9 protein-coding genes are annotated in these 15051 nt (G+C 36.2%); 6 read left to right on the forward strand and 3 right to left on the reverse strand.

Features of this window, described 5'->3' with window-relative positions; all coding sequences use genetic code 11:
• The first annotated feature begins 110 nt into the window (after positions 1-110).
• The 3 genes from J2772_RS05375 (at position 111) to J2772_RS05385 (ending at position 8585) form a co-directional block, all read left to right on the forward strand.
• The gene (locus J2772_RS05375; RefSeq protein ID WP_209914068.1) at positions 111-3398 is read left to right on the forward strand and encodes a T9SS type A sorting domain-containing protein; all 3288 of its coding nucleotides are present in this window, start codon (positions 111-113) and stop codon (positions 3396-3398) included.
• Positions 3399-3523: 125 nt separating this feature from the next.
• The gene (locus J2772_RS05380) at positions 3524-5488 is read left to right on the forward strand and encodes a T9SS type A sorting domain-containing protein (protein ID WP_209914072.1); all 1965 of its coding nucleotides are present in this window, start codon (positions 3524-3526) and stop codon (positions 5486-5488) included.
• Between the two features lie 298 nt (positions 5489-5786).
• A complete protein-coding gene (locus tag J2772_RS05385) occupies positions 5787-8585 on the forward strand; it encodes a T9SS type A sorting domain-containing protein (RefSeq protein ID WP_209914075.1) in 2799 nt (932 codons plus the stop codon).
• 127 nt (positions 8586-8712) lie between these two features.
• Here the strand turns inward: J2772_RS05385 and J2772_RS05390 are convergent, their stop codons facing one another.
• Both J2772_RS05390 and J2772_RS05395 read right to left on the reverse strand, forming a co-directional pair.
• Positions 8713-8871 (reverse strand): hypothetical protein, encoded by a 159-nt coding sequence (locus J2772_RS05390; RefSeq protein ID WP_209914078.1) that lies wholly within the window; start codon positions 8869-8871, stop codon positions 8713-8715.
• A gap of 44 nt (positions 8872-8915) precedes the next feature.
• Positions 8916-9743, reverse strand: coding sequence for an ion transporter (locus J2772_RS05395; RefSeq protein WP_045494811.1), 828 nt, complete (start codon positions 9741-9743; stop codon positions 8916-8918).
• A gap of 249 nt (positions 9744-9992) precedes the next feature.
• On the opposite strand from J2772_RS05395, the gene J2772_RS05400 reads away from it, so the two are divergent.
• The 3 genes from J2772_RS05400 (at position 9993) to J2772_RS05410 (ending at position 12838) form a co-directional block, all read left to right on the forward strand.
• Complete coding sequence (locus J2772_RS05400) at positions 9993-10838, forward strand: hypothetical protein (protein WP_245365145.1); 846 nt, start codon at positions 9993-9995, stop codon at positions 10836-10838.
• Positions 10839-10961: 123 nt separating this feature from the next.
• Positions 10962-12059: a Nif3-like dinuclear metal center hexameric protein gene (locus J2772_RS05405; protein WP_209914082.1), complete on the forward strand. Its 1098-nt coding sequence runs from the start codon at positions 10962-10964 to the stop codon at positions 12057-12059.
• Between the two features lie 2 nt (positions 12060-12061).
• Entirely contained in the window at positions 12062-12838 is a 777-nt protein-coding gene (locus J2772_RS05410; RefSeq protein WP_209914084.1) for a zinc ribbon domain-containing protein, read from the forward strand.
• A 305-nt stretch (positions 12839-13143) separates the two neighbouring features.
• Here the strand turns inward: J2772_RS05410 and J2772_RS05415 are convergent, their stop codons facing one another.
• Positions 13144-14922 carry an AMP-dependent synthetase/ligase gene (locus J2772_RS05415; RefSeq protein WP_209914087.1) on the reverse strand — a complete coding sequence of 593 codons (1779 nt, stop codon included), beginning with the start codon at positions 14920-14922 and terminating at the stop codon, positions 13144-13146.
• Positions 14923-15051 lie beyond the last annotated feature (129 nt).

Consider the following 15051-nt stretch of genomic DNA (forward strand, 5'->3'; position numbering starts at 1 on the left):
TATTTAAAAAATAATTAGTTTTTATGATTTAATAATTTATATTTTTTAATAATTTATGATATTTACTTAAATATTTTATATTTTTACCGCCCTAACTATTTTTACTATTTATGAAAAAACTTCTACTTGCGTGCATGCTGGTTCTTGGAATAGGAGCCTCTGCACAAGTTCAACTAGGGAATGGTGCTTCAACAACCAGCACCTCTGATGCAATACCCTGGAGTAATTATTACAAACTTTCCTATTGCCAACAGATTATTAAGAAATCAGAACTGAACACCAATGCAGGCAATATTACTGGTCTGAAATTCTTTCTGGGAAGCACTGCTTCTTTATTGAATTCTAATGAGATTGTAGTGTATTTGGGTCATACGCCGAATGATACATTTGCTAGTACAACGTCATGGATACCTGCCTCTTCTTTGACGCAGGTATTTGCGGGTACAGTTACCAATACTAATGGTGTTGTAGAAATCACATTTACAACACCTTTTGCTTATAATAATACGGATAATTTGGTTGTTGCTATAGATGAAAATAAAGACGGATATGATACCTCAGCATCATCGAGCGAGTATTTCTATAAATATTCAGTAGCTTCAAACTCCAGTCTTTATTACAGAAATGATACTACAAACCCTGACCCTAACAATCCTACAATTACAGGGACTAGATCAGGATACAGATCGGTAATGCAGGTCTTGGGGTTAATGCCGGCGACCCCTCCGGCATGTAGTACAATATCAACTCCTGCTACTGGGGCTACTGGGGTTTCTTTAACGCCTACTTTTAGCTGGGCTGCTGCTGCGGGGGCGAGTTCCTATGTAGTGAACGTGGGAACCACATCAGGAGGAAATAATATTGTGAATAATGTAGATGTGGGAAATGTTACAAGTTATACATTACCAACAGCCTCAGCGTTATCTTATATGACGACATATTATCTTACTGTTTCACCTAAGAATGCTGTAGGAGGAGCAACAGGATGTACTGAGACAAATTTTACAACAAAAAACATTCCTTGCCCGTCTGTTTCTGTTCCGTCTTCTTCTGCAACAGGTGTTTCCAGAACTCCTGTATTTACCTGGACTGCGTCCGATGGAGCCACAGGTTATAAAATCTCTATCGGAACAACCACCGGAGGAACTGATATTGCAAACAATTTGGATGTAGGTAATGTCACAACTTATAACTATAATACGCCACTTGGCTACAATACAAAGTATTTTTATACGATCAAAGCCTATAATGCGACTTTGACATCTTCGGGTTGTAGTGAAAGAACTTTTACAACATTATCATTCTGTCCTACGGTGTCTGCGCCAAGCTCATCGGCGACAGGAGTTGCGCTGAAGCCAGTATTTACTTGGTCTGCACATCCTGATGCAACAGGATATAAACTAACAATAGGAACAACACCTGGAGGAGTTGATATTCTGAATGGATTTGATGTAGGAAATGCACTTACCTATACGTATCCAAATGAATTGAATTCTAATACAAAATATTATTATACAATCAATTCTTACAATGCTACTCAGACTTCTTCAGGCTGTTCAGAAAGAAATTTTACGACTTTATCAATTTGTCCTACAGTTTCAGCACCGGCATCTTCTGCAACTGATGTTTCGTTGACCCCTACCTTCACATGGGCTGCTGTAACAGGGGTAAGCGGATACAAATTAAGAATTGGTACTACACCTGGAGGTACAGATATTATGAATAATGTAGATGTGGGAAATGTAACAACTTATACTTTACCTACTTCTCTTAATAATTCAACACTTTATTATTACTCAGTTGGTGCGTATACAGCTACCCAGAGTTTAACTGCATGTACCGAAAGAAGTTTTGTAACGGTCTGCAGTCCTGTTACAACATTCTTTGAGAATTTTGATGGGGTAGCATCTGGAAGCTGGCCTGTATGTTGGGGTAAAGTAGGTTCCGGTGGAAGTGCCAATACACAGACTGGGTCAATTGGAAGCTCTCCAAATGTCCTATATATGTATTCTACATCAACGAGTTCTATGGCGGTTGTGAAAATGAGACCTGTAAGTACATTAGATACTGGGATTTACAGATTGAGGTTTAAAGCCAGATCAAATTCAACAGTAGGTGGGAAAGTTGAAGTAGGGTATTTAACTGATCCTGCATTAGCCTCTTCTTTTGTAAGCCTTGGAGTATATACAACAACAAGCATCTCGGCTGCAGATACTTTTATTGTGAATAATATCACTGCCCCGGCCGGTATTACGACATTAGCTTTCAGACATACAGGAAGCCCGGCAAACAGTGTTCTTATCGATGATGTATCCTATGAATTGACTCCTGCTTGTTCTGAGCCAACGGCAATAGCTGTATCCAATATATCAACCCAAACTGCAGATATTGCATGGGCGGCTCCTACTTCAGCTCCTGGAAGTGGTTATGAAATATATTATTCGACTACAAATATAGTTCCTACAATGGCTACCACTGCCACTGTAACAAATATTGCTGCTACAAACAAAACATTATCAGGTCTTTTGCATAGCACAATGTATAATGTTTGGGTAAGATCAAATTGTAATGGTGTAGATAAAGGAGTTTGGATTGGGCCGCTTTCATTTACTACGGCATGTTCACCAGTTGTCCCTAATTATTCTAATGACTTCTCATCTTTCCCTGGTATATGTTGGTCAGTAGCTTCAGGAGGTTCACCTGCTACAGGGGCTACTGGTACTACTGCACTATGGGCGGCAGATGGTTTCCTTAATGTAGGAAGTACAGGTGCTGCTAAAATAAACCTTTATAGTACTGACAAAACAGGATGGTTGAAAACAGCCTCGTTTGATCTTTCTGCAGGAGGATATAAAGTTGAATTTGATTATGGTGTGACAACTTTTGGAGATACTACTTCTTCAGCTATGGGAAGTGATGATACGCTACAGTTTATTGTTTCAACTGATGGTGGAACTACATGGACCGTTTTGAAAAGCTGGGGAGCAGCTAACGCACCTTCCAATACATTGAATACATATACATTGGATCTTGCTGGGTATAATAATCCAAATACAATCTTTGCATTTTATGGATCCTCAGGTACTGTAAATGATTTGCAGGATTATGATTTCTTTATAGATAACTTTAAAATTAGTGCCTCACAGTTGTCAACCTCTGAAATAAAAATAAAAGAAGCTCTTAAAGTTTATCCAAATCCATTCTCTGAAACTTTAAATATTTCCGATGTTTCTAAAATAAAATCTGTTCAGATTATTGACGGAGCAGGAAGAATTGTGAAAACAATCGAAAATCCTTCTGCTATACTTCAATTAGCAGACTTGAAGCAAGGGATGTATTTAGTTGTATTACATATGAAAGACGGATCAAGACAAGTGGTTAAATCAATTAAGAGATAAAACCAATTAATATAATAATTTGAAGCAGTAACTTAATGGTTGCTGCTTTTTTTTAATATTTTTTTAATTTTATATTAAAATTATTATAAATTTGATAAATGTATTAACACCTTAAAAAAATGTATATGAAGAAAATCTTACTTTTGTGCTTACTGATGGTAAGTATGTTTTTAAGTGCACAAATTACCTTAGGACAAGGAAGCACTGTTATCGGAAAGGTTCCGGTTGACAGCTATTGGGAATACTCCTATTCCCAACAAATATTTACAAAGCAAGAAATCAATGCGAATGCCGCAGGAAACATTACAGGTCTCAAATTCTATCTGGATCCTGCTGGAGATATTACGAACTCATCAGATTGGGTTGTTTATTTAGGACATACCTCTAAAACTGAATTTGCATCTGACACTGATTGGGTTCCGGCTTCGGATCTTACAGAGGTATATGCCGGTACAGTAAGTAATGTGAACGGAATGGTAGAACTTACTTTTGCTACTCCTTTTTCTTATAATAATACACAGAATCTAGTGATTGCAGTTGATGAAAATAATCCTGAGTATGACGATGAGCGAGTGTTTTATGTACATCACCTTAATAATACATCTAGCAGATCTATTGGGAGTATAAGTAGCTTTTCAGATATTGATCCTTCAGATCCTGAGTATGGCAGTATATTTGATTATAGATCTGTTGTTACTTTTATGGGGCTAACACCTGGTGCAACACCTGCCTGTACTTCTTTAATATCACCAGCAAATAATGCTGTTATGATACCATTATCTCCTGATATTAGCTGGTATCCATCACCTGGTGCTACAAGTTATAAAATATCTATAGGGACCACTCCAGGAGGCTCTAATATCGTGAATCAGCAAACGGTAACTACAACGAGTTTTACTCCATCAGCACCTCTTTCTTTAGATACTACTTATTATGTGAGAATTATAGCAGTGGGAGCAGGAGGAGAGTCTTCAGGCTGTTCCGAAACAAAATTTTCCACCACACTATCTCCTCCTTTGAATGATGAATGTACTACAGCAGTTACATTAACGGTAAATCCGGACATGAATTGTGGAAGTAAAACATCTGGGCATACCTTTGAGGCTACTGATTCCAATGTACCTGTAGACCCATGTTATGGGGAAGCAGATGATGATGTATGGTACAAATTTACTGCAACCTCAGTATCTCATACAATTTCATTGAGTAATATGGTTTCTATTGGATCAGTGGAGAGCTATTCACTTATGTTTCAGGTTTTAAATGGTGATTGCAGTAATCTGGCAAATGTTGAGTGTTCAGATTATGATGAGTTTAAGGTAATTTCTGGTCTTACGGCAGGGGAAACCTATTATGTAAGAGTGTTTACCGATGGAGGAGCGGGTGAGGCTCAAAGCTTTGATATTTGCATAGGAACAATTCCACCACCACCAATAAATGATGACTGCTTAGGAGCGTTACCTGCTTCTGCATTCCCTTATGCATATACACAATCTGATGCAGCAGGAGCTACTAATAATAACGGATTTATTTCAATCTGCTCTAATAGTATGAATGATGGAACATGGTTTAAATTCACAGGAGATGGTACTGTTCATAATATTAAAGTATCAATGCCGGCAGGAAGCAATTTTGATCCTCAGATAGGAGTCTTTAGTGGTACTTGTGATAATTTAGTATGCGAAAGTACTATTGATAGTAATGGCCTGGGTAGTGCAGAAGAAATCTCAGTACCAACTGTGGTAGGAACTGTATATTATGTAAATGTAGGACATTATAGTAATGGCACAGATAATTTAGAGGGAGCATTTACTATTACTATTAATAAAGAAACTCTTGGAACGTCAGAAGTGTCTAAAGCTAAGAACGAGATTAAAGTATATCCAAACCCATTTGCTGAGGTATTGAATATTGCAAAAGCAGATCTTGTGAAATCAGTCTCTGTTATGGATGTTTCAGGCAGATTGGTGAAAACTATTGAAAGCCCTTCATCTGTTCTTCATTTAAGTGATTTGAAACAAGGTCTTTATGTAGTGGTTTTGAATATGAAAGACGGAACAAAGCAAACAGTAAAAGCAATTAAGAAATAATTAATTAATCTATTATAGAAGAAGGCGGATCGTTAGGTCCGTCTTTTTTTATCCCTAATAGTTGATTTACAGAAGTAAATATGATTGTTTTAATTAAAAAAACTATGTTTTGGTATAGAGAATGACTTTAAATTTTATTTTAACTTTAAGGTAAATGTGTAAAATAATAAATAAATGAATTGGATTTGGAAATAAAATGAACTGATTTGTCATTTTTTATTTGTTTTGGTTTGATTTTCAATATTTTAATAGGATTATTGTTAATTTGGTAATTAAGTTAACACCCAAAAATATATATATGAAGAAAATCTTACTCTTGTGCTTACTGATAGTAAGTATAATTTTAAATGCGCAAATTACCTTAGGAGAAGGAAGTACAGCAGTTGGAAATATTCCAATCAACACGAATTATAAATATTCCTATTCTCAACAGATCTTTACTAAACAGGAAGTTAATGCTGGTGCAGCGGGAAGTATTTCAGGGCTTAAATTTTATGTAAACTCAGCAGCAGATTTCAATAATTCATCTGCCTGGGTAATCTATCTTGGACATACCTCTAAAACAAACTTTACATCAGGTAGTGACTGGATTCCAGTGACGGGGCTGACAGCAGTTTTTTCAGGAGCTGTTACAAATACAAATGGAGTAATAGAGGTTGTATTCTCTATACCATTTGCTTATGATAATGTACAGAATCTGGTGGTTGCAGTGCATGAAAATACTCCGGGTTATGATTTTGATGATGACTCATTTTCTGTATATGGTCTTCCGGGTGTACAGAATAGATCTATTTTATATAAATCAGATAATAGTGATCCTGATCCTTCAAGTCCACCAGGAGGAAGCTTGCAGGAATACAGATCTGTTGTTAGTGTAATGGGGCTTACTCCAAGTGCAATACCTGTTTGTGCTGCTGTTATTTATCCGGCAAATAATGCTACTCAGGTGCCGTTATCTCCCGCTATTACCTGGAATGCATCATTTGGTGCTACAGGTTATCAAGTTTCCATTGGAACTGTACCCGGAGGAACAGATGTTGTCAACCAACAAACAGTAACTACAACAAATTTTACCCCCTCATCTCCACTTACGGCCAATGCCACTTATTATCTAAGAGTTGTTTCGGTAGGAGCCGGAGGGGAATCTCAGGGATGTACAGATATAAAATTTAAAACATTGCCACCTCCTCCCTCTAATGATGAATGTGCAGGTGCTGTTGTGCTTACAGTAAATCCGGATCTTAACTGTGGAAATGTTACAGCCGGAACAACCCTTTCAGCCACAAATTCAGGATTGGATCCGAATCCGTGTGATGGCAGTCCTGATGATGATGTGTGGTATAAATTTACAGCAACAGCTTCCAGCCATATCATTTCTCTTAAAAATATAGCCTCTGTTGGAGCAGAATCAGAAATTGATACCTATTTTCAGGTTTTCAGTGGAGATTGTGGGAATATGACCAGTATTTTATGTTCGGATCCCGATACTGGAACAGTTGATGGGCTTAATCCCGGAGATGTTTATTATGTAAGAGTTTACAGTTATGATGAGGGTGCAGAATATGCTCAAAGCTTCAATATCTGTATCAGGACTTTGCCTCCACCACCATCTAATGATGACTGCGATAATGCGGTTATGCTGACGGTGAATCCAGATATGAACTGTGGAGCTATTACTCCAGGAACAACACTTTCTGCAACGGATTCAGGAGTGGCACTAGATCCTTGTATTGGTAATCCTGATGATGATGTATGGTATAAATTCACAGCTACACAGTCTTCACATATTGTTTCGCTTAAAGATGTACAGTCCGCAGGAACAGGAACCAGTTCAGATATTTATTTTCAGGTTTTAAGTGGGGTTTGTGACGGTTTAGCAAGTGTTGTTTGTTCAGATGATGATTCAGGAATTGTAGATGGCCTTACAGCAGGAGAGACCTATTATATAAGAGTATACAGCTACGGAGGGACAGGGTATGCTCAAAGTTTCAATATCTGTATAGGAACATTGCCATCCCCTCCTTCCAATGATGAATGTGCTACTGCAGTTACATTAACGGTAAATCCGGATTTAAATTGCGGAAATAAAACATCCGGACATACTCTTGGGGCAACAGATTCAAGCCTACCTGTTGACCCTTGCGATGGAGAAGCCGATGATGATGTGTGGTTTAAGTTTACAGCAACTTCAACTGCCCATATAATTTCATTGAGTAACATGACCTCAATAGGATCAGAATCAAGTTATTCACTTTTATTTCAACTTTTCAATGGAGATTGTAATAATCTGACAAGTTTTACCTGTTCAGATTATGAGGATTCTGTAACATTAGATGGGCTTACTATGGGAGAGACTTATTATATAAGAGTTTATACAGATGGTGGTGCAGGAGAAGCTCAAAGCTTTGATCTTTGCGTAGGAACCATTCCTCCGCCTCCGGTAAATGATGACTGTTCAGGAGCTTTAATTGCATCGGTGTTCCCTTATGTGTATACACAATCTGATGCAGCAGGAGCTACCAATAATAACGGATTTATTGAAACCTGTTCTAATGGTATGAATGATGGAACATGGTTTACTTTCACTGGAGATGGTACAGTTCACAATATTGCTGTTTCAATGCCTTCGGGAAGTGGATTTGATGCGCAGATAGGAATATACAGCGGTACATGTACTAATTTAACTTGTGTAGATACTGTAGATAATGAAGGATATGGTGATACGGAAACATTGTCTGTTCCAACAGTTGTCGGAACCGTATATTATGTAAATGTCGGGCATTACGATGATAATGATGATGAGATGGAAGGAGCATTTACTATTACTATTAATAAAGAAACTCTTGGAACGTCAGAAGTATCTAAGGCTAAGAACGAGATTAAAGTATATCCAAACCCATTTGCTGAGGTATTGAATATTGCAAAAGCAGATCAGGTAAAATCAGTCTTCATTTTGGATGCTTCCGGAAGATTGATGAAAACAATTGAAAATCCTTCTTCAGCCCTTCATTTAAGGGATTTGAAACAGGGAATGTATTTACTGGTTCTGAATATGAAAGATGGATCTAAGCAAACAGTAAAAGCAATTAAGAAATAAATGCAGTTGACGGAACATTCAATGATGTAACGAATAGTATATTGGATTAAAAAAAGATGAGCGAAATTTTCGCTCATCTTTTTATTTTTAAATGATCTGTTATTGATCACTCATTACCTGTTACTCGTTATTTGTTCGGCACCGGCTGTATATCTCCCGTATTCATCAGGTCGAAAACAGTTGGGAAGAACATTACAAGAATAAAATAAATAATAATCATCAGCACTATTAATGCAAAAAGAATAATTACTAAACTATTCGGCTTGTTTTTCTTTGTTGATTCCATGACATTGTGGTATTTGGTGAATAGATTAAACTAACACCTAAATATCAAGCTAATTTCTTGCCACACTGTTTACAGTACCTTGCATCATCGTCAATATCCTCATTGCCGCAACGGTCACATATCTTTTCCAGATTCTGTCTTTTGTTTCGCATCTCTGCCGTTACAATTCCTGTAGGAACAGCTATAATAGAATAACCGGCAAGCATCAGTATAACAGCGAAAAATTTCCCCATAGGAGTAATAGGAGAGACATCTCCATATCCTACTGTGGTTACCGTTACTACGGCCCAGTAAATAGACTGTGGAATGGTTTCAAATCCCTGTCGGCCACCTTCTACCATAAACATAAGAGAACCTACAATCACTGAAAATATAATCAGGAAAAGAAGAAATATATAAATTTTTCTTGAACTGTTTTTTAAAGCCCTTACAATAAGATAACCGTCATTCATGAAGTCCAATAAATTGAAAATCCTGAAAACTCTCAGCATTCTCAACATTCTGAAGATCAGAAAATATTTGGTGATAGGAAAGAAAAAACTAAGGAAGAAAGGGGCTAGAGCAAGAAAATCTATAATCCCCATAAAACTGAAGAGATAATGTTTTTTATTTTTTACTACAGCAATTCGCATAGAATATTCTATGGTAAAAAAAATAGAGATAATCCATTCAAGAATCAGGAATGTATAATGAAATTTTTTATCAAGCTGAGGTACGCTTTCCATCATAATGATAGCAGTACTCACAAGAATTAAAGAAAGTAAAGTAATATCGAAAAGTTTGCCGAGTCTGGTATCGGAGCGATAAATTATCCGGTAAAGGTATCTTTTCCATAAAGTGTCCTCAGGAACAAGGTTGTGTTCTCTTTCCATTTTAATGGGTTTATTTCACGGCGAAGTTAATAATTTCTATTAAGTAGTAGGTAAAGATATGATTGTTAAAAGAAACTTACAAATGTTAATGAAGTTTCTATCATTAAAAAGTGAATTATTTGTATTTAAAATACTGTTTATCAATATATTATAATTAGTAAAGTACGGATAAAAAATGACATATAAAAATTTATTTCTTAACGTATTTTTAGTTTTAGTTTGTAATTTTATCCTACAAAACATAAGATCATGATAAAAATATTAACTTCGTTAGTGCCAATGTTCATATATGGTTTTGTATTTGGACAGGTTGGTATTGATACTACCACTCCCAATGGAGCGACAGTATTGGATATTGTGTCTCATCAGAAAGGTATTCTGATTCCTCGGCTTACAGATACAGACCGAGATACATACCTGGCTGATAATATTGCATCAACAGTGCCTCCTGCAGGTGTTGTGAATGCTAATCTTACTGCAGGAACTCTTATTTTTAATACGACAACGAATAATTTCCAGTATTGGGATGGTACCCTCTGGAGACAGCTTTTTGTTCCCACATCCTCTCAGGCTGGTAATGACGGTGTCGTTAAGGTGAATTCTGGAAACACAAATGTAAAACCCACTTTCAGTTTAGTTGCATCAGGAAATGGCTATGGTACAAGACAACAGGTAATTTATACCACTCCTTTGGTCTTTGCTGCCAGCCCTACTACAAGCTGGCCGGAAACTACTGTTCCATTTCCTGGCGTTACATCCAATATCTATACTGCTAATAATAAGTGGAGAGAAAATGAAATCTATGGTCAGGTTCATGTCTGGAGGTTGATTGCTAATATTATGCCCAACTCCAATTCAATAGGATCTTTAAAAGCAACATTCAAAAACCCTGATTCCGGATTTGAAGTTAATTCTATTCAGCTTGTTCCAAGCGGCTCCAATGGAGTAGGTAATCTTCTTACTTTTTATTTCTATACCATTGCAGACCCTGCGAGTCTTGATCCCGGAAGAGGTTATGAACTCTTTATGGAATCAGATATAAACTGTGGAGTAGAGATAGAATCCTTTACAAGAGTATCACTTTTTAAAGATTAAATGGCATTACATTATTTTTTCATCCTTAGCCGGTCTTCATCAGCCGGCTTTTTGTTGGTGTAGAATTTTTTTCTGAATCCTTCTAAAATTAATATCTTCGCTGTAACTGTAAAATATAGACGAATGAAGCTAAGAACTGTAATTTCAAAGATAGAAGAGGAAATAAGTATAAGACAGGCAGAAGATTTTGATAACGTAGGCCTCCTATGCGGAGTTCCCGATCGTGATGTATCCGGAATTCTGGTTTGCCATGATGCATTGGAAAATGTAGTACATGAAGCCATTGAGAAAAACTGTAACCTGATTGTATGTTTTCATCCTATTATTTTTTCAGGACTAAAATCTTTAACCGGGAAAAATTATGTAGAAAGAGCTGTTTTAAAAGCTATTGAAAATAAAATTGCCATTTACGCTATTCATACAGCTTTTGATAATGATTTCTTTGGAGTAAATCATGGAATATGCAGTCAGTTGGGATTAAAAAATATGAAGATCCTTCAGCCCAAAGAAAACAACTTAAAACAACTGACGGTTTTTGTACCTAAAGATTATTCCGAAAAAGTAAAGGAAGCCCTATTTTCAGCAGGAGCCGGAAGTATAGGGTTTTATGATGAATGTAGCTTTACCATTAATGGAAACGGAACGTTCAGACCTGTTGAAGGTTCTAATCCATTTTCCGGACAGCAGAATATTCGGGAGAATGCTGATGAAGATATGATTTCCGTTATTTTTGAAGGGTTTAAGCAAGGACAAATCGTGGGAGCCATGAAAGCGGCACATCCTTATGAAGAAGTTGCCCATCAGATATACAGTCTTGATAATAAAAATCATCATGTTGGTTTGGGAATGTATGGTGAGTTGGAAGAAGAAATGGATGAAAAGGATTTCTTAGGATTTGTAAAAGAAAAATTTGGTCTTGAAGTCATCAAACATTCTGCTTTTAATAACAAAAAAATTAAAAGAGTAGGAGTGTTGGGAGGTTCCGGAGCCAGTGGAATACGTGCTGCAGTTTCCAAAAAATGTGATGCTTATCTTACCGGAGATCTTAAATATCACGACTATTTTTTAGCAGAGTCTAAAATGTTAATCTGTGATATAGGACATTATGAATCAGAACAATTTGTCACTCAACAATTATTTGAAATTTTATCACAAAAATTTAGTACATTTGCAATTTCAAAATCTATTGAAAAAACAAACCCAGTAAATTATTTCATTTAAATATGGCAAAAACCAACGATATTTCAGTTGAAGAAAAATTAAGAGCTTTATACGATTTACAGATCATTGATTCAAGATTGGATGAAATCCGAAATACTAGAGGAGAATTGCCAATTGAAGTTGAAGATCTTGAAATTGAGATTGAAGGTCTTGAAAAGAGAGCTGAAAAATTTCATGCAGACATTAAAGATCAGGACGATCAGATCAAAACAAAGCATGAAGTGATTAACCATGCAAAAACTTTAATTGAGAAGTACAAATCTCAGCAGGATAATGTAAGAAACAATAAAGAGTTTGAAGCATTAGGAAAAGAAATGGAATTCCAGGATCTGGAAATTCAACTTGCTGAAAAAAGAATTAAAGAGTTCGGAGCTAAAATTGCTCACAAAAATGAAACTTTAAGTGAGTTGAATGGTAAGATCAACGATTTGAAAAACCACTTGAAATTCAAGAAAGAAGAATTAGAAGGTCTTGTTTCTGAAACTCAAAAAGAAGAAGAATATTTGTTAGAGCAGTCTAAAGAATATGCAGGTAAAATCGATGAGAGATTGTTAGCTTCTTACAACAGAATCAGAACAAACTCTATCAACGGTCTTGCTGTAGTAGGATTAGAGAGAGGAGCTCCAAAAGGATCTTTCTTCACTATTCCACCGCAAAAGCAAATGGAAATCGCTCAGAGAAAGAAAATCATAATTGATGAGCACTCTGGAAAAATCCTTGTTGACGATGAGTTGGTAATGGAAGAAAACGAAAGAATGAAATCTGTAATTAAATTCTAATTATTGATTTTCAACAATACAAAAGCTGTTTCATTTTGAGACAGCTTTTTTGTTTTGCTGAAACACGAATTATCCACCAGTTTTTTGTCATTGGCTACGCTGAATCTCCGATTTCCGATGAAGAGGGATCTCAACATGGTAAAATATAGGGTTGGATTCCAGCGGGAATGGCAAAGGGTGTATTAAAAAAATCTGCATAATCTGTGAAATCAGCGAGAGTGAAAAATTCAATAGCAACAGGCTTTAGCCAAAACCTAATTAAACTCCACAAAAAAACCGCTTCGTTTGAAGCGGTTGATATTATTTTAATCTTGATGATCGTACATCTTATTATAAAGGGCTATAAACTTCTCTTTTACCGCCTTTCTCTTCAGTTTCAGTGTGGGAGTCAGAAGCCCGGATTCGATACTCCAAATCTCAGGAGTTAGCTCAATTTTCTTAATTTTCTCCCAGTTTCCAAGGTGTTCATTAATTCCATCAATTTCTTTTTCAATTCTCTGTTTCAGTTCTGTGCTTTTTGCAATCTCTTCAGGAGTAGAACCAATATTGATATTGTTTCTCATTGCCCAGTTTTTTGCAAATTCAAAATCAGGTTGTACCAGAGCACATGGCATTTTTTCGCCATCACCTACAACCATAATCTGCTCAATGAATTTTGAGGCCTTAGCCAGGTTTTCAATAGTTTGAGGGGCAATATATTTTCCGCCAGATGTTTTGAACATTTCCTTCTTACGGTCAGTGATTTGTAAGAAGCCATCACTATCAATGTGGCCAATATCTCCTGTTTTAAAGAATCCATCTTCGGTAAATGCTTCCTTAGTCATTTCTTCATTCCGGAAGTAACCTTTAAAGACAGAAGGTCCTTTTACTGTAATTTCACCGTCTTCCTGAATTTTAACCTGTAAATTATCCAATGGAATTCCTACAGTTCCTACTCTCATTTTTTCAAAACTATTTACAGAAATTACAGGTGATGTTTCTGTTAATCCGTATCCTTCCAAAATAGGAATTCCTGCATTCTGAAACATTAAATTCAGTCTCGTAGACAAGGCCGCAGATCCGGAAACTAATGTAACGATTTCACCTCCTAAACCTTCTCTCCATTTTGAGAATACCAGTTTGTCAGCAATAAGTTCCTGAATTCCTGACGGCTTAGAAACAGACTTCTTTTTGGTAATCAAATTCAAAGCCCAGAAGAATATTTTTGATTTTAAACCTCCTGCAGAAGAACCGGTATTGTAAATTTTATCATATACTTTTTCTACTAGTCTTGGGACTACAGTCATATAATGAGGTTTAACTTCTTTTACGTTTTCACCCATTTTTTCGATGCTTTCAGCGAAGTAAAGAGAAAAACCGTTGTATTGATAAAGATAGAAAAGCATTCTTTCAAAAATATGGCAGATAGGAAGGAAGCTTAAAGCTCTTGTTTCCTTATAATCTATGCTTTTTTTCTTTGGAATTCTTGGAATTGCACCCAATACATTGGAAACAATATTATTATGAGTAAGCATTACTCCTTTAGGTCTTCCCGTAGTTCCTGAAGTATAAATAATAGTAGCTAAATCTTCCGTATTAATAGCATTGGAAAGATCTTCCACTTCAATTTGAGTAGATTCATCCTCACCAAGATCCAGAATTTCACTCCAGTTGGCAGCACCGCTTATTTTATCAAAAGTAAAGATTCCCTGTAAACTTGGGATGTTGTGCTTTACCTTCATTACCTTATTAAGAAGTTCTTTATCCGAAACAAAGCAATATTTTATTTCAGCATTGTTGAAGATAAATTCGTAATCCTCCGGAGAAATACTTGGATAAACCGGTACCGAAACAACACCGATTTGGGAAAGCCCAAAATCCATTATTGCCCACTCTGTACGAGAATTGGTGGTTATCAAAGCGATCTTATCACCCGGTTTTATACCTAACTTCAGTAATCCTCTGGATATTTTATTTCCTTCATTAATAAACTCCTGCGTAGAAGTTTTTTTCCATTCACCATTATACTTTGTTACAAACATATCCGTTTTAGGATATTTTGCTAAAGCGTAGTGCGGAATATCGAATAATCTCTTGATCGTCATGATTTTTTAAATAATTTATAAATAAATCTAAATATAAGCATTTTTTTTAATTGTATACATCTGAATTTGATAATTGGAAATAAGTTGAATGTGTGCCATAACAAATTCTGTGCAAAAGCGCTCTGGAAG

The sequence above is a fragment of the Chryseobacterium jejuense genome (genome assembly GCF_017877355.1).
Classification (GTDB): Bacteria; Bacteroidota; Bacteroidia; order Flavobacteriales; family Weeksellaceae; genus Chryseobacterium; species Chryseobacterium jejuense_A.

Excerpts from the sequence above, each read along its gene's own strand:
- J2772_RS05375 (WP_209914068.1), top strand. The coding sequence starts at position 111 with ATGAAAAAACTTCTACTTGCGTGCATGCTGGTTCTTGGAATAGGAGCC.
- J2772_RS05380 (WP_209914072.1), top strand. The coding sequence starts at position 3,524 with ATGAAGAAAATCTTACTTTTGTGCTTACTGATGGTAAGTATGTTTTTA.
- J2772_RS05385 (WP_209914075.1), top strand. The coding sequence starts at position 5,787 with ATGAAGAAAATCTTACTCTTGTGCTTACTGATAGTAAGTATAATTTTA.
- J2772_RS05390 (WP_209914078.1), bottom strand. The coding sequence starts at position 8,871 with ATGGAATCAACAAAGAAAAACAAGCCGAATAGTTTAGTAATTATTCTT.
- J2772_RS05395 (WP_045494811.1), bottom strand. The coding sequence starts at position 9,743 with ATGGAAAGAGAACACAACCTTGTTCCTGAGGACACTTTATGGAAAAGA.
- J2772_RS05400 (WP_245365145.1), top strand. The coding sequence starts at position 9,993 with ATGATAAAAATATTAACTTCGTTAGTGCCAATGTTCATATATGGTTTT.
- J2772_RS05405 (WP_209914082.1), top strand. The coding sequence starts at position 10,962 with ATGAAGCTAAGAACTGTAATTTCAAAGATAGAAGAGGAAATAAGTATA.
- J2772_RS05410 (WP_209914084.1), top strand. The coding sequence starts at position 12,062 with ATGGCAAAAACCAACGATATTTCAGTTGAAGAAAAATTAAGAGCTTTA.
- J2772_RS05415 (WP_209914087.1), bottom strand. The coding sequence starts at position 14,922 with ATGACGATCAAGAGATTATTCGATATTCCGCACTACGCTTTAGCAAAA.